Annotated in this window: 19 protein-coding genes; 13 read left to right on the top strand and 6 right to left on the bottom strand. The window is 73.1% G+C overall.

What is annotated here, in order from left to right; all coding sequences use genetic code 11:
• Positions 1 to 28: 28 nt before the first annotated feature.
• Together GA0070619_RS07630 and GA0070619_RS07635 are read right to left on the bottom strand one after the other, a co-directional pair.
• On the bottom strand, positions 29 to 871 hold the full coding sequence (locus tag GA0070619_RS07630) for a peptidylprolyl isomerase (protein ID WP_088947417.1): 843 nt from the start codon (positions 869 to 871) through the stop codon (positions 29 to 31).
• A gap of 61 nt (positions 872 to 932) precedes the next feature.
• Positions 933 to 1,811, bottom strand: a complete 879-nt coding sequence (locus GA0070619_RS07635; protein ID WP_088947418.1) for a peptidylprolyl isomerase — start codon at positions 1,809 to 1,811, stop codon at positions 933 to 935.
• Between the two features lie 270 nt (positions 1,812 to 2,081).
• Here GA0070619_RS07635 and GA0070619_RS07640 point away from each other — a divergent pair, with 270 nt between their 5' ends.
• From GA0070619_RS07640 to GA0070619_RS07650, 3 genes are all read left to right on the top strand, one after another.
• Positions 2,082 to 2,798, top strand: coding sequence for an MBL fold metallo-hydrolase (locus tag GA0070619_RS07640; RefSeq protein ID WP_088947419.1), 717 nt, complete (start codon positions 2,082 to 2,084; stop codon positions 2,796 to 2,798).
• Positions 2,799 to 2,869: 71 nt separating this feature from the next.
• Complete coding sequence (hisS, locus tag GA0070619_RS07645; RefSeq protein WP_088947420.1) at positions 2,870 to 4,198, top strand: histidine--tRNA ligase; 1,329 nt, start codon at positions 2,870 to 2,872, stop codon at positions 4,196 to 4,198.
• Between the two features lie 71 nt (positions 4,199 to 4,269).
• Entirely contained in the window at positions 4,270 to 5,211 is a 942-nt protein-coding gene (locus GA0070619_RS07650) for an acyl-ACP desaturase (RefSeq protein ID WP_088947421.1), read from the top strand.
• Between the two features lie 112 nt (positions 5,212 to 5,323).
• On the opposite strand, the gene GA0070619_RS07655 is transcribed toward GA0070619_RS07650, so the two are convergent.
• Positions 5,324 to 5,830, bottom strand: a complete 507-nt coding sequence (locus GA0070619_RS07655; protein ID WP_088947422.1) for a PaaI family thioesterase — start codon at positions 5,828 to 5,830, stop codon at positions 5,324 to 5,326.
• A 55-nt stretch (positions 5,831 to 5,885) separates the two neighbouring features.
• Here GA0070619_RS07655 and GA0070619_RS07660 point away from each other — a divergent pair, with 55 nt between their 5' ends.
• Both GA0070619_RS07660 and GA0070619_RS07665 read left to right on the top strand, forming a co-directional pair.
• Positions 5,886 to 6,362, top strand: a complete 477-nt coding sequence (locus GA0070619_RS07660) for a winged helix-turn-helix transcriptional regulator (protein WP_088947423.1) — start codon at positions 5,886 to 5,888, stop codon at positions 6,360 to 6,362.
• Between the two features lie 289 nt (positions 6,363 to 6,651).
• Positions 6,652 to 7,698: a S1 family peptidase gene (locus GA0070619_RS07665; RefSeq protein WP_088947424.1), complete on the top strand. Its 1,047-nt coding sequence runs from the start codon at positions 6,652 to 6,654 to the stop codon at positions 7,696 to 7,698.
• A gap of 112 nt (positions 7,699 to 7,810) precedes the next feature.
• Here the strand turns inward: GA0070619_RS07665 and GA0070619_RS07670 are convergent, their stop codons facing one another.
• Positions 7,811 to 8,464: a DUF998 domain-containing protein gene (locus tag GA0070619_RS07670; protein ID WP_088947425.1), complete on the bottom strand. Its 654-nt coding sequence runs from the start codon at positions 8,462 to 8,464 to the stop codon at positions 7,811 to 7,813.
• A gap of 73 nt (positions 8,465 to 8,537) precedes the next feature.
• Positions 8,538 to 9,272, bottom strand: coding sequence for a DUF998 domain-containing protein (locus GA0070619_RS07675; protein ID WP_088947426.1), 735 nt, complete (start codon positions 9,270 to 9,272; stop codon positions 8,538 to 8,540).
• 155 nt (positions 9,273 to 9,427) lie between these two features.
• On the opposite strand from GA0070619_RS07675, the gene aspS reads away from it, so the two are divergent.
• From aspS to GA0070619_RS07695, 4 genes are all read left to right on the top strand, one after another.
• The gene (aspS, locus tag GA0070619_RS07680; protein ID WP_088947427.1) at positions 9,428 to 11,233 is read left to right on the top strand and encodes an aspartate--tRNA ligase; all 1,806 of its coding nucleotides are present in this window, start codon (positions 9,428 to 9,430) and stop codon (positions 11,231 to 11,233) included.
• A 95-nt stretch (positions 11,234 to 11,328) separates the two neighbouring features.
• Complete coding sequence (locus GA0070619_RS07685; RefSeq protein ID WP_088947428.1) at positions 11,329 to 12,141, top strand: sugar nucleotide-binding protein; 813 nt, start codon at positions 11,329 to 11,331, stop codon at positions 12,139 to 12,141.
• Positions 12,142 to 12,207: 66 nt separating this feature from the next.
• Complete coding sequence (locus tag GA0070619_RS07690) at positions 12,208 to 12,807, top strand: winged helix-turn-helix domain-containing protein (RefSeq protein WP_088947429.1); 600 nt, start codon at positions 12,208 to 12,210, stop codon at positions 12,805 to 12,807.
• A 55-nt stretch (positions 12,808 to 12,862) separates the two neighbouring features.
• On the top strand, positions 12,863 to 14,143 hold the full coding sequence (locus tag GA0070619_RS07695; RefSeq protein WP_088947430.1) for an MFS transporter: 1,281 nt from the start codon (positions 12,863 to 12,865) through the stop codon (positions 14,141 to 14,143).
• Positions 14,144 to 14,183: 40 nt separating this feature from the next.
• On the opposite strand, the gene GA0070619_RS07700 is transcribed toward GA0070619_RS07695, so the two are convergent.
• Positions 14,184 to 14,924 (bottom strand): GNAT family N-acetyltransferase, encoded by a 741-nt coding sequence (locus GA0070619_RS07700; protein ID WP_088947431.1) that lies wholly within the window; start codon positions 14,922 to 14,924, stop codon positions 14,184 to 14,186.
• Between the two features lie 140 nt (positions 14,925 to 15,064).
• Here GA0070619_RS07700 and GA0070619_RS07705 point away from each other — a divergent pair, with 140 nt between their 5' ends.
• The 4 genes from GA0070619_RS07705 to GA0070619_RS07725 all read left to right on the top strand — a co-directional run bounded on the left by GA0070619_RS07705 (position 15,065) and on the right by GA0070619_RS07725 (position 20,608).
• Positions 15,065 to 15,286 (top strand): hypothetical protein, encoded by a 222-nt coding sequence (locus tag GA0070619_RS07705; protein WP_088947432.1) that lies wholly within the window; start codon positions 15,065 to 15,067, stop codon positions 15,284 to 15,286.
• 74 nt (positions 15,287 to 15,360) lie between these two features.
• The gene (locus GA0070619_RS07710) at positions 15,361 to 16,899 is read left to right on the top strand and encodes a replication-associated recombination protein A (protein ID WP_088947433.1); all 1,539 of its coding nucleotides are present in this window, start codon (positions 15,361 to 15,363) and stop codon (positions 16,897 to 16,899) included.
• Positions 16,900 to 19,286: 2,387 nt separating this feature from the next.
• Complete coding sequence (locus GA0070619_RS07720; protein WP_088951625.1) at positions 19,287 to 19,994, top strand: hypothetical protein; 708 nt, start codon at positions 19,287 to 19,289, stop codon at positions 19,992 to 19,994.
• 149 nt (positions 19,995 to 20,143) lie between these two features.
• Positions 20,144 to 20,608: a DUF948 domain-containing protein gene (locus tag GA0070619_RS07725; RefSeq protein WP_088947435.1), complete on the top strand. Its 465-nt coding sequence runs from the start codon at positions 20,144 to 20,146 to the stop codon at positions 20,606 to 20,608.
• Positions 20,609 to 20,613 lie beyond the last annotated feature (5 nt).

Raw genomic sequence — 20,613 nt, forward strand, 5'->3', positions numbered from 1 at the left:
GGCGGGCGCTTCGTCGTGCGCGCGGGGGTCAGCCCTGCGGGTTGCTCATGGTGAGGTCCTTGATGACGACCTCCTTCTTCGGGTGGCCACCGCCGGCCTGCTGGGCGAAAGCCCCGTCGTCGCCGGCCTTGGCCACGTCCTTGACGATGTCCAGGCCACCGGTGATGGTGCCCAGCACCGTGTACGCCGGGTCCAGTGGCGAGTCGCCGTAGACGATGAAGAACTGGCTGCCGGTGCTGCCCGGCTGGCCGGAGTTGGCCATCGCGATGACACCCTCCGGGTACGGCGGGCGCTTGTCGGTGGGCAGGTTCTCCTCGGGCAGGCGGTAGCTCGGACCACCCTGACCGTCGGTCTCCCGCCAGCCGTTGCCGGTGGCGCTGGGGTCACCGCACTGCAACACCTTGATGCCCTCGGTCACCAGGCGGTGGCACTTGGTGTTGTCGAAGAAGTTCTTCTCCGCCAGGTAGGTGAAGCTGCCCGCCGTGCACGGCACCAGCGACCGGTCGACCTTGGCCGTGATCGGGCCGAGGTTGGTGTCGATCGTCATGGTCTGCACGCCCTTGGCGTACTGCTCGTTGCTCGGCACCCCGACGTCCTTGATCTGCGGGGGCCGCTGCTCGGCCGGCAGCGCGTTGAACACGCACTCGGACGCCCCGGCCGCGGGCGCGGCGGTGTCGTTCTTGTCGTCGTCGTCGCCGCCGAGGCTCATCGCCAGCCAGACGGTGCCGGCGACCACGAGCACCAACGCGGCAGCCGCGCTGACGATCGCCTGCGTCTGCCGGCGCTTGCGGGCCTTGGCCGACCGCTCGGCCATCTCCTTCTCGAGCCGGGCGCGTGCCGCCGCGCGCTGCCGCTCTCTGGTGGACGTCACGCCTGGATCCTCCTGGGCTGTCTGCTGCTGAGTGCCGCTTGGGGTGGGTGGTGGCGCCCGGTCAGCCGGCGCTCGGGCTGCTGGCCGGGGCGCCGGAGGCCGGGGGTGCGGCGCCGGTGACCGGCTCACCGACCGTGAGGCTCTGGATCGTCACGTCGGTGCTGGGCTTGACCTTGGCCCCGGTCCCATTGTCCACGGTCGGGAGGGCGCCGATCTTCTCCACCACGTCCAGCCCGCCGGTCACCCGGCCGATCACCGGGTACTTCGGGTCGGCGGTGGTGAAGTCCTTGAAGAAGATCAGGAACTGGCTGCCGTTGCTGCCCGGCGGGTTGGAGACCATCGCCACGGTGCCCTTCGGGTACGTCGGCGGCTGGCCGGGGGCCGGGCTGGCCGACGGGGACGCCGACGGCACGGTCGGCACCTCCTCGTCGTAGAACGAGTAGGTGGGCCCACCGAGGCCGGTGCCACTGGGATCGCCGCAGTGCAGCGCGCCCTCGGTGGTGATCTCGTGGCACTTGGTGTTGTCGTAGAACGACCGGCTCGCCAGGTGGGCGATGCTCGCCGCCGCGCACGGGGAGTTGGTCAGGCTCAGCTCCGCGGTGATCGGCGCGCCCTGGTTGGTCGTCACCGTCATCGCCCGGGTGCCGTCGGTGGGCAGATCCTTGGTCGCCGGCGTGCCGACGTCCTTCAGGTTGGTGTTGGCCGTGGCGTCCTGCGGCGTCCAGAGGCAGGTCTCCTCCGCGGCGGTGTTCTGCTTCGAGTCGGAGTCGAACGCCCCGAGCGCCCAGGCCGAGCCGGCCACCACCAACACGAGGATCAGGGCGGCACCGACACCGGCCTGGATCTGCCGACGGCGCCGCGTCGCGGCAGCCCGGCGAGCCAACTGCCGGTCGAGCTTTTCCCGCGCCAGTTTGCGCTGCCGGTCCCTGCTGGAAGCCACCCGTGCTCCCCTTTCCTCTACCTGGTCGTCGCCGGCGACCGGGCGTCCCGGCCCGTCCGGGCGTCACGTGTGTCGCGCCACACGCCCGCCAGAGTGTACGGCTAGCGACTGGGAATGTGGTGTACGAGGTTCCACCCCATCCCGAGCAGCGCTTATCGGGCGTTGTCACTGTGCCGTACGGGGCGCGAGGGGCGGACGCGGCAAAGTCGCTCGGCACGCCCGTTAGGCTGCTGGCAGGACGACAGCTGCTCGACGGAAAGGACAGCGCCTGTGCTCGTGGCCGGCTTTCCCGCGGACGCCTTCGGCACCAACTGCTACGTGGTTGCCACCGCGCCGGGGGAGCAGTGCGTGGTGGTCGACCCCGGGATCGGGGTGCTCGACCAGCTCGACGCGCTGCTCGCCGAGCACCGCCTGCATCCGGCCGCCGTGCTGCTCACTCACGGCCACCTCGACCACACCTTCTCGGTCGCGCCGGTCTGTGGTGCGCGCGGCGTCACCGCCTACGTGCACCCGGGCGACCGGGAGATGCTGGCCGACCCGTCCAAGGGCCTCTCGGCCGACCTGACGTCGCTCTTCGGCGGTCGGTTGAGCTACACCGAGCCGGAGGACGTGGCGGAGCTGACCGACGGCGCCACCCTCACGCTCGCCGGCCTGGAGATCGCCGTCGACCACGCCCCGGGCCATACCGGCGGGTCGGTGCTGTTCCGGCTGCCCGGCGCGGGGTCGGACTGGGAGGCCGACGAGCTGTGCCTCTCCGGTGACGTCCTCTTCGCCGGGTCGATCGGCCGCACCGACCTGCCGGGCGGGAGCATGCCGGCCATGCTCACCAGCCTGCGCGACAAGATCCTTCCGCTGGCCGACGACACCGTCGTGCTGCCTGGCCACGGCCCCGCCACCACCATCGGCCGCGAGCGCGCCAGCAACCCGTACCTCATCGAGGTGGCGCAGGTCGGCGGCGGCCGACCGGCGCCCACCCGGGGCCTCTAGACCTTCTCCGCGCCGCGCGCGGACCCACGACACCACCGCGCCGCGGGCGCGGCACCGCAAGGAGTACGCCGATGAGCAAGCCCACGCCCATCTCCGGTTTCCCGGAGTGGACCCCCGGTCAGCGGATGATCGAGCAGTTCGTGCTCGACCGGATCCGGGCCACCTTCGAGCTGTACGGCTTCGCGCCGCTGGAGACCCGCGCGGTGGAGCCGCTGGACCAGCTGCTGCGCAAGGGCGAGACCTCGAAGGAGGTCTACGTGATCCGGCGGCTGCACGCCGACGCGGAGGGTTCCGGTGGTGACGACCAGCTCGGCCTGCACTTCGACCTGACCGTGCCGTTCGCCCGGTACGTGCTGGAGAACGCCGGCAAGCTGGCGTTCCCGTTCCGCCGCTACCAGATCCAGAAGGTGTGGCGCGGTGAGCGGCCGCAGGAGGGCCGTTACCGGGAGTTCGTGCAGGCCGACATCGACATCGTCGACCGGGACACCCTGGCCCCGCACCACGAGGCGGAGATGCCCCTCGTCATCGGCGACGCGCTGCGCTCGTTGCCGATCCCGCCGGTGACGATCCAGGTCAACAACCGCAAGATCTGCGAGGGCTTCTACCGGGGCATCGGGCTGACCGACCCGGAGGCGGCGCTGCGCGCGGTGGACAAGCTCGACAAGATCGGCCCGGCGAAGGTGGCCGACCTGCTGGCCCAGACCGCCGGGGCGAGCGAGGCGCAGGCCAAGGCGTGCCTGGCGCTGGCCGAGATCTCCGCCCCGGACGCCTCGTTCGCCGACGCCGTCCGCGCGCTGGGGGTGAGCGACCCGCTGCTCGACGAGGGCATCGACGAGCTGGTCCGGGTGGTGGAGACCGCCGCCGAGCACTCTCCCGGCCTCTGCGTGGCGGACCTGCGCATCGCCCGTGGCCTGGATTACTACACCGGCACCGTCTACGAGACGCAGCTGCGCGGCTACGAGCGGTTCGGCTCGATCTGCTCCGGCGGCCGGTACGACAACCTGGCCACCGCCGGCGCCGTCTCGTACCCCGGGGTGGGAATCTCGATCGGGGTGACCCGGCTGCTCGGGTTGCTCTTCGGCGCGGGGGAGCTGTCGGTGTCCCGGGAGGTGCCGACCGCCGTGCTCGTCGCGGTGACCAGCGAGGAGCAGCGGACGGCCAGCAACCGGGTGGCCGAGGCGCTGCGGCGGCGCGCGGTGCCGACCGAGGTGTCGCCGAGCGCGGCGAAGTTCGGCAAGCAGATCCGCTACGCCGAGCGGCGCGGCATCCCGTACGTCTGGTTCCCCGGTGTCGACGGAGCGCCGGACGAGGTGAAGGACATCCGCTCGGGTGAGCAGCTCACGGCCGGTGCGCAGGAGTGGATGCCCCCTCTGGAGGACCTCAAGCCGACTGTTGGGTGAGTCTCTCCACTGGCGCTGACGGCCGCGGGGACCTACGGTAGCGTAAGTTACGCCACCGTAGGGAGTTTCTTGTGACCGTCAGCACCACACTCAGTCAGACCGCTCTCCTCGTCGAGTTGGAGCCGGTGGTCGCACGCAACCTCGACCGCCACCTCACGCTCGCCAAGGAGTGGTTCCCGCACGAGTACGTGCCGTGGAGCGAAGGGCGGACCTTCGACGGGCCGCTCGGCGGCGAGGCGTGGTCGCCGACCGACTCGACCATCCCGGACGTGGCTCGCACCGCGCTGATCGTGAACCTGCTGACCGAGGACAACCTGCCCTCGTACCACCACGAGATCGCCACCCTGTTCGGCCGCGACGGCGCGTGGGGCACCTGGGTGCACCGGTGGACCGCCGAGGAGGGCCGGCACGGCGTCGCGATCCGCGACTACCTGACCGTCACCCGGGCCGTGGACCCGGTGGCGTTGGAGCGGGCCCGGATGACGCACATGTCCGAGGGCTACACCAACGCCCACGGCGACGAGGTGCTGCACTCGCTGGCGTACGTCTCGTTCCAGGAGTTGGCCACCCGGATCTCGCACCGCAACACCGGCAAGGCCACCGGCGACCCCGCCTGTGAGGCGCTGCTGGCCCGGGTGGCGGCCGACGAGAACCTGCACATGGTCTTCTACCGCAACCTGCTCGCCGCCGCGTTCGAGCTGGCCCCGAGTCAGGCCATGCGGGCCGTCGCCGACGTGGTGGCCGACTTCCAGATGCCGGGCAGCGGCATCGACGGTTTCGCCCGCAAGTCGGTGGCGATCGCCCTGGCCGGCATCTACGACCTGCGCCAGCACCGCGACGATGTGCTGCAGCCGGTGCTGCGCCAGTGGGACGTCTTCAACGTGACCGGCCTCAACGCCGACGGCGAAGCCGCCCGCGAGCAGCTCGCCGGCCAGCTGGACAACCTGGAGCGCGCCGCGAGCCGCTTCGAGGAAAAGCGCGACGCCCGAGCCGCCCGCCTGGCCCTCCGCTAAACCCCCACCCCCCCGCCCCCACCCCCACCCCACCGGGTTGATCAAGAGCTTTCGGTCACCGTGAGCCCGTTTCCTGACCGAAATCTCTTGATCAACTCAAGGGGAGGTGGGGTTAGGGGAGGGGGAGGATCAGGCAGGTGCTGGTGGCGTGGGCTATCAGGCGGGCGTCCGCGTCGGTGATGCGGGCCTCTGCCAGGGCCGTACGCCGGCCACGTTGCAGCACAGTGCCCTCGCAGCGCAGCGTGCCGCTGTCGACAGTGACTGGGCGGAGGAACTTCACGTTCAGGTCCAGCGAGGTGTAGCCGACGCCAGCGGGCAGGGTGGTGTGCACGGCGCACCCGGCGGCGGTGTCCAGCAGCGTCGAGAGAACGCCACCGTGGACGGTGCCGAGCGGGTTGTAGTGGAACTCCTGCGGGGTCAACTCGACGCTGACCCGGCCCTCGTCGGCCTCCATCCGGCTCATGTCGAGTAGGTGCATCACCGGCGGCGCGGCCAGCTCGCCGGCGATCATCGCCCGCAGCATGTCGATGCCGCTGCGTCGGCCGATCTGGGCGGCGTTGGCCGCCGGGTCCGCCCAGCTGAAGGTCCGGCTGCGCGCCGGTTCCTGCGTCTGCGTCATGGACGCAGCCTGGCAGCAGGTTGCTGAGTCTGTCAATGAGACCTAGCCTGGTCGGATGCGACCCGCGGCACTGGACTGGTCGGTGGACAACTGCACCATCGCCCGCGCGATGGAGATCCTCGGTGAGCGGTGGACCCTGGTGGTGCTCCGCGAGGTGTTCACCGGCGTACGCCGGTTCGACGACATGCGGGTGCGCACCGGCATCCCGCGTCAGGTGCTGACCAACCGGCTGGCCACTCTGGTCGAACAGGGCGTGCTGAGCCGTGAGCCGTACCGGGAGCCGGGCAGCCGGTTGCGCCACGAGTACCGGCTGACGGAGAAGGGCCTGGACCTGTGGCCGGTGCTGGTCGCCGTGCTCGGCTGGGGCGACCGGTACCTCGCTGGCCCGGAGGGTCCGCCGCTCAGCGTCGCTCACCGCGACTGTGGCGCTCCGGTTCGTGTGGACCTGCGCTGCGCCGAGGGGCACGACGTGGACCAGCCGCGCGATGTGGTGCCGCGCCCAGGCCCCGGCGCCCGCCGCCGTACGCCCTGACACGCGGCGCCCCCACCCACCCGGCATCCGGTGTCGGGGAAGGTATCGACGATCGTGCGCGCGAGAAACCATGCGGGTGTGACGGTGGTTGTTCACCAGCGTGTCAGGGGTGTTGCGGCATTGCGGCCTGCCAAGATCGGCAAATCCGGGCGAAACCAAGCCTTGTCAATGATCTTAAGTATGTGAATACTTCAGTTCACTCGACCGGTTTTCGCAGATCGGCCGGGTTGCCCTCGGGTCAGCCGTTCCCCCCGGCGTGACCCGTCCCCCCGCCCAGGAGGTTTGTTACATGCGACCCACGAGGTCCTCGTTCCGCGTCGCGGCCACCGTCGCCGTGTCCGGATCCCTGGTCGTCGGCGCGCTCATCGGCGCACCCGCCCAGGCCGCTCCCGCCGCCTCGCCCGATGCCGCCGCGGCGCTCTCCGCGGCACTCGGTGACCGCTCCGCCGGCTCGTACATCGACGCCAGCGGCAAGTCCGTCGTCACGGTGACCGACGCCGCCGCCGCCAGCAAGGCGAGCAAGGCCGGCGCCGTCGTCCGCTACGTCACCCGTGGTGCCGGCGAGCTCAACCGGGCCACCGCGGACCTGGAGCGGTCCGCCAAGATCCCGGGCACCGCCTGGTGGAGTGACCCGGTCACCAACCAGGTCGTCGTCTCCGTGGACAGCACCGTCACCGGTGCGAAGCTGGAGCGGGTCAAGGCCGCCGCCGCGCGGGCCAACGGCGCGGTCCGGGTCGAGGCCGAGGCCGGCGTGCTGAGCACCCGGATCTCCGGCGGTCAGGCCATCTACGCCGGCGGGGGCGGGCGTTGCTCGCTCGGCTTCAACGTGCGCAGTGGCAGCACCTACTCGTTCGTGACGGCCGGGCACTGCACCAACATCGCGTCCAGCTGGTACTCGAACTCCTCCCAGAGCTCGCTGATCGGCACCCGTACCGGCACGAGCTTCCCGGGTAACGACTACGGCATCGTGCGGCACAGCAACTCGGCCAACGCGGCCGGCAACGTGTCGCTCTACAACGGCAGCTTCCGCGACATCACCGGCTCCGGCAACGCGTCGGTCGGCCAGTCGGTGCAGCGTTCCGGCAGCACCACCGGCCTGCGCAGCGGCTCGGTGAACGCGACCAACGCCACGGTGAACTACGCCGAGGGCTCGGTCTCCGGCCTGATCCGCACCAACGTCTGCGCCGAGCCGGGCGACAGCGGCGGCTCGCTGTTCGCCGGTGGCACCGCCCTGGGCATGACCTCCGGCGGCAGTGGCAACTGCCGCACCGGCGGCACGACCTACTTCCAGCCGGTCACCGAGGCGCTCAGCCGTTACGGCGTCAGCGTCTTCTGATCCAGTCACCGCCAGCGGGCCGCCGGATTTCTCCGGCGGCCCGTTCGCTGTCCTGGCTACCCGCCGTCCGCGGCGCGCTCGGCGTACCTCAGAAAAGAGCGGCGCCGAGCGGTCAGCCCGGCCGCCGCCCAGAGGCCAGTGCGGCGAGCACGGCGGCCAGCGGTACGACCGCCTCGGCGGCCGCCACCAGCCGCTCCGTCAACCCGATCCACGCGCCGTCGGTGAAGAACTCGACGGCGAACCAGCCGAGCAGTCCGAGGAGCGCCGTCGTCACCGCGAGCGCTGTCCAGCGGACGCGCGGAGCCGACCCGTCCGGTGGATCGCGCCGGGTTCGGCCGAGGGGCGGTGCCGCTCGACGGGGCACCGTCGGCGCCGCTCGGTGGGGCACCGCCAGGGCGGGCCAGACAGCCAACGCCACGAACGCCACCCCAGCGGCGACGACGTGCGTCGTCGAGCCGCCTCCCGGGTGTTGCGGGAACGCGACCAGAACCAGTGTGGCAAGGCCGCCCAGGGCGAGCAGCCCACGACCCGCCGGTGCCGCGACGACCAGGCCGAGTGCGGTTGCCAGGTGACAGATGCCCAGGCCAACCAGCCCTGCCGTCATGATCCAGCGTTGGTCGGCGTCGGCGGCGGCGAGCGCGCTGATGGTCTGCCGGACCGGGTCGAACTCGTCGGGTTGGGCGGCCTGCGCCAGCGTCCAGCCCCCGATCAGAAACAACGGTGCGCCAGCGGCCGACAGCAGGGCCCAGCGGGGAACGGCGGACATCGGGTGAGCGTAGCGGTGCGAACGGCCCCACTCCCGGGTCCGAGGCCTGGCATTCGGGCCGACACACCGTGACCTACGGCAGCCGATCGGGCCCTCGAGGAGCGGGCCCGATTGTGGGCCCGAGCGGATCCGGGGGTATGACGCCGCCGGTCGGCAACGTCGGACCGATGGCTGTCGCACCGCCGACGGCCCAGGCCAGGTGCGCCCGCCGGGCGGAGAGGATGGCCAGCAGTGGCCAAAGTGAGACCGCCACCGCCGTCACCCGCTCGGCCAGCCCAGTGCGGGACCCGCTGGTCACCTCGTACGCGCACCACCCGAAGAGCGCGAGCAGCACCACCGTGGCGCTCAGCCCCACCGCCCGACGGAACGCCCAGGGCGGGTCCGGCCTGCTCGGGTGCTCGGTGTCGTGTCCGCGCGGAAGCCACAGTGCCGATCCGGCCGGCCAGAGCGCCAAGGCGAGCACCGCCACTGTCGCCGCGATGCCGTGGCTGAGCGAACCGCCGACAGTGGGGCGGGGGAACGCGACCAGCGCGATGGTCGCCACCCCGCCGACGGCGAGCAGGAAACGGCTGGGCAATCCGGCCGCGTGCAGCACGGCGGCGACGGCCAGGTAGCAGCACCCGAGCAGCACCAGCGCGGTGATCATGATCCACGCGTCGACGGCCTCCTGCCCGGCCAACTCACTGATGGTGTCCCGGATCGGGTCGTAACCGGCGGGCTGCCGCGCCTCCGCGACCGTCCAGCCGGCCACCAGCAGCAGGGGTGCGGCAGCCGCCGTGGCGACGGCCCAGTTCGGTACGGCGCGCATTTCGCCACGTTAACCGGCATGGCCGCTGCCCGAGCCGGGTTCGCCGGGCTGCCCCACCTGCGAATCGCGTCGGGCTGCCGGGTGCCCCGGAGGCAGGGCGGCCACCCCTGACAGAATGCCGGTGAGGACTGTTCCACGATGAGGAGTTGCCAGCCGTGATCCGTACCCACAATGCCGGAAGCCTGCGCGCCGCGGACGCCGGCTCGACGGTGACGCTCGCCGGCTGGGTGGCCCGCCGGCGCGACCACGGCGGGGTCATCTTCGTCGACCTGCGCGACGGTTCCGGTGTTGTCCAGGTGGTGTTCCGTGAGGAAGATGCGCACGCGCTGCGCAACGAGTTCTGCGTGAAGGTCGTCGGTGAGGTGACCCGCCGACCGGCCGGCAACGAGAACCCGGAGCTGCCCACCGGTGAGGTCGAGGTGACCGTCGCCGACCTGGAGGTGCTCTCCGAGGCGGCGCCGTTGCCGCTGCCGGTGGACGACCAGATCGAGGCCGGCGACGACATCCGGCTCAGGTACCGCTACCTGGACCTGCGCCGCAGCGGCCCGGCGAACGCGCTGCGGCTGCGCTCGCGTGCCAGCCACCTGGCCCGGGGCGTGCTGCACGAGCGTGACTTCCTGGAGATCGAGACGCCGACGCTGACCCGCTCGACGCCCGAGGGCGCCCGTGACTTCCTGGTCCCGGTGCGACTTCAGCCCGGCAGCTGGTACGCGCTGCCCCAGTCGCCGCAGCTGTTCAAGCAGCTGCTGATGGTCGGCGGTATGGAGCGGTACTACCAGATCGCCCGCTGCTACCGCGACGAGGACTTCCGCGCCGACCGGCAGCCCGAGTTCACCCAGCTCGACATCGAGATGTCGTTCGTCACCGAGGACGACGTGATCGACCTCGGCGAGGCGATCGTGTCGGCGCTCTGGAAGGACCTGGCCGGGCACGAGATCAGCCAGCCGATCCCGCGGATCACCTGGCACGACGCGATGGCCCGGTACGGCTCCGACAAGCCGGACCTGCGCTACGGGGTCGAGCTGACCGAGCTGACCGACTACCTGCGTGGCACCGAGTTCCGGGTCTTCGCCGGGGCGATCGACGCGGGCGGCTACGTCGGCGCGGTCGTGATGCCGGGTGGTGCGGCGCAGAGCCGCAAGGAGCTGGACGGCTGGCAGGACTGGGCCAAGGCGCGCGGCGCGCGCGGCCTGGCGTACGTGGTGCTGGACGCCGAGACCGGCGAGGCGCGTGGCCCGGTGGCGAAGAACCTCTCCGCCGAGCACCTGGGCGGGCTCGCCGACACGGTCGGCGCCAAGCCGGGCGACGCGATCTTCTTCGCCGCCAGCGCCACCACCCGGGAGGCGCAGGAGCTGCTGGGCGCGGCCCGCGTCGAGATCGCCAAGCGGACCGGGTTGATCGACGAGAGCGCCTGGGCGTTCTGCTGGGTGGTCGACGCGCCGATGTTCGAGCGCACGGACGAGGGCGGCTGGACGGCCGTGCACCACCCGTTCACGTCGCCGAACTCGGAGTGGGTCGACCGGTTCGAGGAGGCTCCGGACCGCGCGCTCGCCTACGCGTACGACATCGTCTGCAACGGCAACGAGATCGGCGGCGGGTCGATCCGTATCCACCGTGGTGACGTGCAGAAGCGGGTCTTCGACCTGCTCGGCATCACCCCCGAGGAGGCGCAGGACAAGTTCGGCTTCCTGCTGGAGGCGTTCAAGTACGGCGCGCCGCCGCACGGCGGCATCGCCTTCGGCTGGGACCGGGTGTGCATGCTGCTCGCCGGCGCCGACTCGATCCGCGAGGTCATCGCCTTCCCGAAGACCCGGGGTGGCTTCGACCCGCTGACCAGCGCTCCCACCCCGATCACCGCCCAGCAGCGCGCCGAGGCCGGCATCGACGCCAAGCCCAAGCCGCCCGCAACGGCCCACACGGGAACGGCCGGCCCCGCAGCCCCGGTAGCCGACCCGGTCTGACCCCCGCTCCTGCTTGGTTGATCAAGAGGTTTGCGTCATCATCGCCCCGCGAGATGACGCAAACCTCTTGATCGTCGGTGGGGGAGTGGGCTGGGATGCGGGTGCTTGTTGTCGGGGGTAGTGGGTTACTCGGGCGTGCCGTTTGTCGGCGGGGGGTTCGCGCCGGGTGGTCGGTGGTGGGGACGTTCCACTCCGGTGAGATCGCCGTGCCGGGCGTTAAGGAGCGTCGGCTGGACGTGACCGACCGGGCCGCCGTGCGCGCGTTGGTCGCCGAGGTGCGGCCGGACGCCGTGGTCGGGACCCCCTATCGGTACGGGGACTGGGCGGTCACCGCCGACGGTGCCGCGAACGTGGCGGTCGCCGCCGCCGAGGCGGGCGCCCGACTGGTGCACGTGTCCAGTGACGCGCTGCACGCCGGCCGACCCACGCCGTACGCCGACGACGACCCGCCCACGCCGGTGCACGCGTACGGCGCCGCGAAGGCCGCCGCCGAGACCGCCGTACGGGCGATCGACCCCGGCGCGGCCCTGGTGCGTACCTCGCTGATCCTGGGGGAGGGCAGCAAGCAGATCCAGCTCTGCCGGGAGGCGCTCGCCGGCCGGGCCGTCCTGTTCAGCGACGAGCTGCGCTGCCCGATCGACGTCACCGACCTCGCGGACGCCGTACTGGAACTGGTCGCCTCGACGTACGCCGGTGTGCTCAACGTGGCCGGCCCGGACGCGGTCAGCCGGGCCGAGCTGGGTCTGCTGGTCGCCGAGCGGTTCGGCCTCGACCCGGCCGGACTCAAGACCACCACCGGGGCCGCCGTCGGCCTGTCCCGCCCCCTGGACGTACGCCTCGACTCCGCTCGCGCCGTCGGCCTGCTGCGCACGCGACTGCGCGGGGTACGCGAACTCCTGGCACCCTGATCGCCATTGCACACTTCCTATGCACAACTCTTGTGCATAGGAAGTGTGCAGAGATAGTGTGCAGTCATGGAGAACCCCCCACCCGACGGCCGCACCGAGCCACGGCGCGTCGATCTGGACGGCCGGCAGGTTCGCGTGCTGGCCCACCCACTGCGGATGCGGCTGCTCGGCTCGCTGCGCATCGACGGCCCGGCGACCGCGACGGCCCTCGCCGAGAAGTTGGGCACCAACACCGGCGCGACCAGCTACCACCTGCGGCAACTCGCCGAGGTGGGGCTCGTGGCCGAGGATCCCGACCGGGGCACCAGTCGGCAGCGCTGGTGGCAGGCCGCGCACGACATGAGTCACTTCGACCCCACCGACTTCGACGAAGACCCGGACACCCGCGCCGCCGTGCAGTGGATCCAAGCCGACCAGGTGCGGCTCATGGGTGAGCTGGCCGAGCGCTGGATGGCCGTCGAGCACCACCAGTCTCCGGCCTGGCGCGACGCCGCCGGGATGAGTGACCTGGTGCTGCCGCTCGACCCGGCCCGACTACGTGCTCTCAGCGACGACCTCTGGGCGGTGCTGATGCGTTACCGCGACGAAGCCGCGACCGATGCCCCGGACGTCAAACCCGTGCACGTGTTCCTGGCCGGTTTCCCTCGTCTGGACGAGCGCTGGTGAGCGCGAGGAGTGAGCCGGGTGTGCGAGCCCCGCAGACGCGAACGGAGGTGTCGTCGTGAGCGCGCTGACCGTACGCCAGGTCCGGAATCGTTACCTCACGCTCTACGGCCTGCGCTGGCTGCCGACGGGTCTGATGATCCCGGTCATGATCCTGCTGATGCAGGAGCGTGGCCTGTCGCTGCCGCAGATCGGCCTGGTCGGCACCGCGCAGGGCCTGCTGGTGCTGGCGCTGGAGTTGCCCACCGGCGGGCTCGCCGACGCACTCGGCCGCCGGCCGGTGCTGCTCGCCGCCGGAGCGATCAACCTCGCCTCGTTGGCGCTGTTCGCGGTGGCCGACTCGTTCGTGCTGTTCTTCGTGGTCTGGGCCCTGCAGGGGGTCTACCGGGCGTTGGACAGCGGCCCGCTGGAGTCCTGGTACGTCGACGCCACCCTGGCCGCCGACCCGGAGGCCGAGTACGAGCGCGGCCTCGGGTACGCCGGCACCGTCATCGGCGGTGCGATCGGTGGTGGCGCGCTGCTCAGCGGCGGTCTCATCGCGCTCGGCCCGATCGGGCCGGTCAGCGCGCTCACGGTGCCCGTGTTGGCCGCCATCGTCGCGCAGGCGGCGGCGCTCGTCGCGCTGGTCGTGCTGCTTGTCGAAGAGCGGCCGGCAACCGGGTTCGCGGCGCTGCGGGCCTCAGTGGTCCAGGCGCCCCGGATGATCGGCCAGGCCGTCGGGCTCTTGCGTCGCTCCCGGGTGCTGCTGGCGTTGGTGGCCGTCGAGCTGTTCTGGGGCTTCGGCATGGTCACCTTCGAGTCGCTGCTGCCGGTCCGGCTCGCCGAGGTGATCGGTGATCCGGAACGCGCGGCGGCGTTGCTCGGGCCGGCGAACTCGGCCGCCTGGCTCGCCTCGGCGGCCGGTGCGGCACTGACCCCACTGCTGCTGCGCTGGTTCGGCGCCGCGCCGGGTGCGGCCCTGCTGCGCATCCTCCAGGGCGTGACGGTGGTCGGGATGGGCTTGTTCGCCGGGCCGGTCGGCGTGCTGGTGGCGTACCTGGCCTGCTACGCCGTGCACGGCGCGTCCAACCCGCTGCACAGTGGGCTGCTGCACCGGCAGGTCGACGGCCCGTACCGGACCAGCGTGCTCTCGCTGAACTCGATGATGGCGCAGCCGGCCGCCGCCCTCGGCGGGGTGGTGCTCACCGCGCTCGCCGCCGCCACAAGCATCAGCACCGCGATGGTGGTCGGCGCGGTGGCGCTCGCCGTCGCCGCCCCGCTCTACCTGCCCGCCTGGCTGGCCGGGCGCCGCGCCCCCGCCGCCGAGCCGACGGCGGTTCCCGTACCGGCCGACCGGTGAGGACGAGGTGCCCCTGTCACGGCAAGGGGCACCTCGCCTCTCACCCGAGGCGGACCGAGCTGAGCGGGAGGGTGTTGGTGAAGCCCAGTCGACGGTAGAGGCGTGCGGCCCCGACGTTGTCCGTGTAGACGCCCAGCGCGACGGTGTCGTGGTGAGCCAGCAGCGCCCGGGTCATGCCGGCGGTCAGGGCGGCACCCAGGCCCCGACCCCGCTGGTCCGGGGCAACGGTCAGGCCGGCGAGGAAGCCAACGTCGCTCTGACTGCGGTCCGCGCCGCAGGCCACCAGCCGGTCGCCTGCCCGGATGCCGTACCAGGCCACCACCCGTGGGTCTCCGGGGCGGGAGGTGCTGCTCGGGAACGCCACGTCGATCAGCGCCTCCAGCGCGGGACGGTCCGCCTCGGCGAGTCGCACCACCCGGTGCTCGTCGGCCTGTGCCGGCGGTGCCGTGTCGGTCCAGTGGAAGTCCCAGTCGCGGTGCTCGGTCACCGTCAGCCGGTCGGCCAGCAGACCGCGATCGTGGCGGGGCAGGTGCAGCCGCTGCCCCGGTTGCAGCAGCCCGTCGGCCGCCAACGCGGCACAGGTCTCGATCGCCGCCCGGGCCGGGCCGATCCCGCAGCCGGCCGGCCCGTGCTCGGGCGACACCTTCCACACCACGGCGCCGTTGCGCCGGTAACCGCGAGCCGGTGTGCCCGGTCCGAGCGCGTGCCGGGCGAACGGGTGGTGGCCGACGGCGGCCAGGATGGCACGGGTGTCCTGGAGCACCGGGTCGTCGATGATCATGCTCACCAGCCTAGGAGCCGGCGGTGCGACGCCCGCGCCGGGCAGCGGCGACGCAACCAGATCCACCGTGGAGATTGACGAGTGGACCGATTGGGTACATCACGCGCCGACCTACTGGGAACCCCCACCGGAGGACCGACATGCTCGCCATTCTCGCGGCCATCGTCTTTGGCTTTGCCCTGCTGCTCGATCTGCTCAACACCGACTTCGGCGCACCTGACCTGTTCAACTGGAACACCCTCGTGCTCATCGGGCTGCTCCTGCTCTCGCTCTACCTGGCCGGCGTGGGCAGCGGCCCGCGCAGCGGTGGCGGCGGTGGCGGCGGCCGCTGGTACCGGGGCCGTCGCCCCGGTCGCGGCTGACCGGAACCGATCACCGGTGGCGGGCCCACGGCGCGATTCCGGCGTCGTGGGCCCGGCCCGGTACTGTCTTCGTGATGGAGTCCGACGCCCTCTTCTCCCTCGGTGAACCCGCCGGGTCGCGCAGCGCGCCCGACGGCCCCGCCGGTGTCGACGGCTTCACCGCGGTGGCCGACGACTCGCCACTGCCCGTCCGGATGCGCCCGGTGACCCTCGACGAGCTGATCGGTCAGGACCACCTGCTCGCCCCCGGCGCCCCACTACGGCAGCTGGTCTCCGGCGGCGCCCCGCTGTCGGTGATCCTCTGGGGCCCGCCGGGCAGCGGCAAGACCACCATCGCGCACCTGGTGGCCGGGGCGACCGACCGCCGATTCGTCGCCATGTCGGCGCTCTCCGCCGGCGTCAAGGACGTGCGGGCGGTGATCGAGGCGGCCCGCCGCCAGCGCCGCTCGGGCGGCCCGCAGACCGTGCTCTTCATCGACGAGGTGCACCGGTTCAGCAAGACCCAGCAGGATTCGCTGCTCGCCGCCGTCGAGGACCGTACTGTCACGTTGCTGGCGGCGACCACCGAAAACCCGTACTTCTCGGTCATCTCGCCGTTGCTGTCGCGGTGCGTGCTGCTGACCCTGCAACCGTTGGACGACGCGGCGGTGCGGGGCCTGCTGCGCCGCGCTGTCACCGACAAGCGCGGGCTGGACGGCGCCCTGACCCTGACCCCGGAGGCCGAGGACCACCTGGTCCGGCTGGCCGCCGGTGACGTCCGCAAGGCACTCACCGCACTGGAGGCGGCGGCGGCCTCCGCCACGGCGCTCGGCGCCGGGCGGATCGACCTCGCCACCGCCGAGCAGGCCGTCGACGTGGCGGCGGTGCGCTACGACCGCGACGGCGACGCCCACTACGACGTGGTCAGCGCCTTCATCAAGAGCATGCGCGGTTCGGACGTGGACGCCGCGGTGCACTGGCTGGCCCGCATGCTGGTCGCCGGCGAGGACGCCCGGTTCATCGCCCGCCGCCTGGTCATCTTCGCCAGCGAGGACGTGGGCATGGCCGACCCCGGGGCCCTGAGCGTGGCCACCGCCGCGGCGCACGCCGTCGAGTACGTCGGTCTGCCCGAAGCGCAGCTCAACCTTGCCCAGGCGGTGATCCACCTGGCGACGGCGCCCAAGTCGAACTCCGCCACCACCGCCATCGGCGCCGCGATCGCCGACGTGCGGGCCGGTCGCGGCGGTCCCGTGCCGCGAGGGCTGCGTGACGCGCACTACGCCGGCGCCCGAGGGTTGGGCCACGGCACCGGCTACCGCTACCCGCACGACGACCAACGCGGTGTGGTCACCCAGCAGTACGTCCCGGACGACCTGGTGGGCACCGACTACTACCAGCCCAGCCCGCACGGCGCCGAACGGTCGGTGGCCACCCGGCTGCCGCTGCTGCGCCGGATCGTGCGGGGTCTGCCGGCTCCGACCGCCCGTCCGGACACTCCGACAGCCGAGCCACCTGTAACGGCACAGGCCGCGTCGGCGCTACCTGGCGAGACCGGTCGCCCGGCGACCGGCACGGGCGCACCCGGCACGATGCAGGACAGCGGCACTGATGCCGCAGGAGAGGGTCAACAGTGAGATCGCGTGGTGGGGACCGCCCGGACGAGGGCCCGGACGAGCGGCGCGATCCCCGCGCCAAGACGCGTCGCTGGGGTCGGGGGCGGGCCGCCGAGCCCGAGCCCGAGGAGCCGGTCGCCGGCGAGGAGTTCGGCTGGATCGACGACCTGCGCTCTGCCAAGCAGCAACGCACCGAGCTGGGCCCGGACGGCGCCCCGGCGGAGCCGAGCCGTCCCGCTGCGGGTGCGCCGGCCGCACCGGCGGGGCCGCGTACGGGTACGCCGGCAGCGCCGGCCGGTGGACGCGGCGGTGCTCCGGTGCCGCCGGAGGCCCCGGCTCCACCCGCGCCGCGCCAGACCGACCCGGGTGCCGGCCCGCGTCGACCGGTCGACGGTCCCTGGCCGGGGGAGGCGCCGCCCGCCGGCCGCCACCCGGATGAGCGGCCACCCGCGGCCAGCCCCGGTGCACCCGCCCCGGGCCAGCCGGCGCGCCGAGGAGTGCAGCCGGCACCCGCTGCGCGTGCCGCCGTACCACCAGCGCCACCCACCGCCCGACCAGTTGGCGGCGACCCGGCCGGCCCACCGGGGCCTCGCCCCGACGCGCCCGGCGGCCCGGTCCGCTCCCGCCCCGCGGCGGTTCCGCCCGGCCCACCCGTGGGCCCTCCGACCTCCGGCGCCCCGACCGGTCGCCGTCCGGATGCTGCCGGTCCGACCGGTCGCCGTCCGGACGCTGCCACGCCCGGGGGTAACCCGGACGCGATGCCGCCGTTGCGCCGACCGGACGCCGGAGCGCCGGGCCGCCGACCGGGCCCCGAGCCCGTCGAGCCCGGCCGCGCGGTGCCGCCTGCCGACGGCACGCCCGCCGGCCGCCGGTCCGCCGGTCCAGCACCCGATCCAGCTCGGGGCACCGGGCCGTCCCCCGCCGCAGCGCGGTACGACGGCACGCCGGCCGGCGCCGTCCCGCCGATCGCGGATGGCCTGCGACCCGACCCCGCCATCGACCGTGACCCGCGTACCGCCCGGCGCCGGCCAGGCCCGGTCGACCCCGGCGCGCCGGAGCCCACCGGCCCCCGTGCCGCTGAGCGCTCCCGCCCGGCAGCCGGCGGCCACCGCCGCGCCGCCGAACCCGACGAGCCGATGGTGCCCCGCTCGGGCAACGCGCCGCCGGTGCCCGCAGCGTCCGGCGGTCACAGCGGCGCGACGCCCACCATCGCCCCCACCGACGGCACGGGTCGCCGCCGGGCCACCTCCGACGAGCCGGAGCGGCGTACGCCGGCCGGCGGCGAACCTCGACCGGACCGCCCGGAGCGGCCCGCCGACTGGCTGCGCCAGGCCGGTCGCCTGCCGCACACCGACCCGGGCCTGCCGGTGGTCAACCGCCGAGGTGGGCCCCCGCCGGCCGAGGGCCGGCGTCCCGTACCGCCCGCCGGCGCCGGTGACATCGTCGACCCGGCGGCCGGTCGGCTCGGCGTACCCGATCCGGCCGCGGAGCGCTCCGCTGGCCGCCGGCCCGCCGGGCCACCGACCGACCCGGGCTCGGAGGGACCCACCGGTCGTCGTGCCGTACGCCCCGACGCGTCGGGTTCCACCGGAGAACAGGCGACCCCCTATCCGCCGGCGACCGGCGACCGTCCCGGCCGGGGCCGGGGCGCCGCAGCGCCTGCTCCGGATCCCACAGTGCGGCGTGGCCGTGCGGCAGCTGGTGCTGGCCCGGACGGCATGCCTGCTCCGGATCCCACAGTGCGGCGTGGTCGTGGGGCTGCTGGTCCTGGTCCGGACGGGATGCCCGCTCCGGATCCGGCCGGTCGGCGACGTCCGCCCGTCGAGGGTGGCCCGGGTCGACAGGGGCCGGCGAGCGACCGGGGCGACGACCCTTATGCCGCTGGGCGACCCGCGCCCGGTGCCGGCCCCGCCGCACCGGTTCGGGGTGCCGCCCGTTCCACTCCGCCCGGTCGGGCCCGGCCCGTTGCGGGTGAGGCACCGGGTGCCGGCCCCCGCGACGCCGTCCGTTCGGAGGGCCCGGCTCGTGCCGCCGTGCCTCCGGGTGGAGACGGGCCGCCGCGTCCGCGTCCGGACGGTCCGGCCCGCGCCGCCGTCCGCCCACCCGGTGGCATGCAACCGCCCTCCGCCGACGAACGGCCGGGCGGTGCGCCGGGCGGCGGACCGGGTTCTCCCGCGCCGGCCCGTGGTGGTGCGCAGGTCGGTCGACCGGTGCCACCTGACCGTGCCGCCGGCCGTGCCCTGCCTCCGAATCGGGAGCCCGGCCGAGCCGAGCCGAGCGGTGTCGCCCCGGTGCCACCACCCGGCCGCCCCGGCGATCCCGTCGGTGTGGCCCGCGCCGCCGCCGCGGTGCCGTCCCCGTCCGGCCCGGTGGACCGCCCGGCACCGGATCCGTCCGGCGGGCCGGCCCTGCGCCCGGCGGATCAGGACTCGCCGGACGACGCCGCCGCAGCGGGTGCCCGGGCCGAGGCGCACCGCGAGTCGCGTGAACGACGCCGGCTGCGTGCGGCGGTGCTGGCCCTGGTCAGCATCGTGCTGCTCGGTGCGGTGCCGCTCTTCTTCGGCATCCGGACGTTGAGCCGTGACCCGGTCTTCGACAACCTGGACAAGCTCGACGTGCCCGGCTGGGCTGCCGCGAAGACCGTCGACGACGTCAGCGGCAGCCGGTGGTGTCTGCTCGACTGCCGGCTGCGTGAGCGCACCGTCACCTCGGAGAAGGCGCCGGACGAGACGGCGAAGGCCTACGAGAACGCGTTGCGTCAGGACGGTTGGCAGCCGTGGAAGGTGAGCCGCTGCCCGGAGCAGGAGACCAAGGGCAGCTACACCTGTTGGCGGCGCGACGAGTTGACGCTCGACCTGTGGGTCCGCGAGCCGACCTGTGTGCCGCCGCCGGTCGACGGCGAGCCGGCCGTCGTGCCGTCGACCGATCCGTCTGCCGATCCGTCGGCCGCTGCGACAGGGTGCACCGGCTCGTTGGTGTCGGTGAAGGTACGCAACGCGATCGACGACGAGCGGACCAGGCCGCAGCCGACCACCGACCCGTCACTGACCGGAGAGGATCCGTTCCCGACGGTCAGCGGTGATCCGCTGGGGGAGCTGACACCCTCACCGTCCTGAGCCGGCCTCCATCACGGACGGTAGGGTCTGGGGCTGGCGGGCATGCCCGCTACCGGTGAGCGTCGACGACTCGACGACCGGTACGGGTGCCATCGTTGTGCGTTCCGAGGACGTCGGGTCCTGCGGAACTCTGCTTGAGGAGGACAGGCGTGGGCGACATTGGAGCCATCGCGGCGCTGATCGCGGCGTGCGCGTTCGCGGTGCTGGTGCTCATTCTGACGCTGCCCATCCTGCGGCTGCGGCACACGGTTGACGCCACCACCCGCATGATCAACGACCTCAACGACCGGACAGCGCCGCTGCTCGGTGACGTGAACACCACTGTGAAGAACGTCAACACGGCGCTGGAGCAGGTGCAGACCTCGCTCGACGGCGTCAACCTGCAGCTGGCGAAGGTCGACACGATGACCAGCCACGCGCAGAACGTCACCGCCAACGTCGCCAACCTGGCCACCGTCGTCTCCGCCGCGGCTGCCAACCCGCTGGTCAAGGTGGCCGCGTTCGGCTACAGCGTGCGCAAGGCCGCCGCCGGCCGTCGGCACGCCGAGACCGAGCGTGAGGTCCGCGACACCATCAAGCAGCAGCGGCGGGCCGCGCGGCGCGGCAACCGCTGACCGGC

Origin of the sequence: Micromonospora zamorensis (assembly GCF_900090275.1) — a bacterium.
Lineage (GTDB): Bacteria > Actinomycetota > Actinomycetes > Mycobacteriales > Micromonosporaceae > Micromonospora > Micromonospora zamorensis.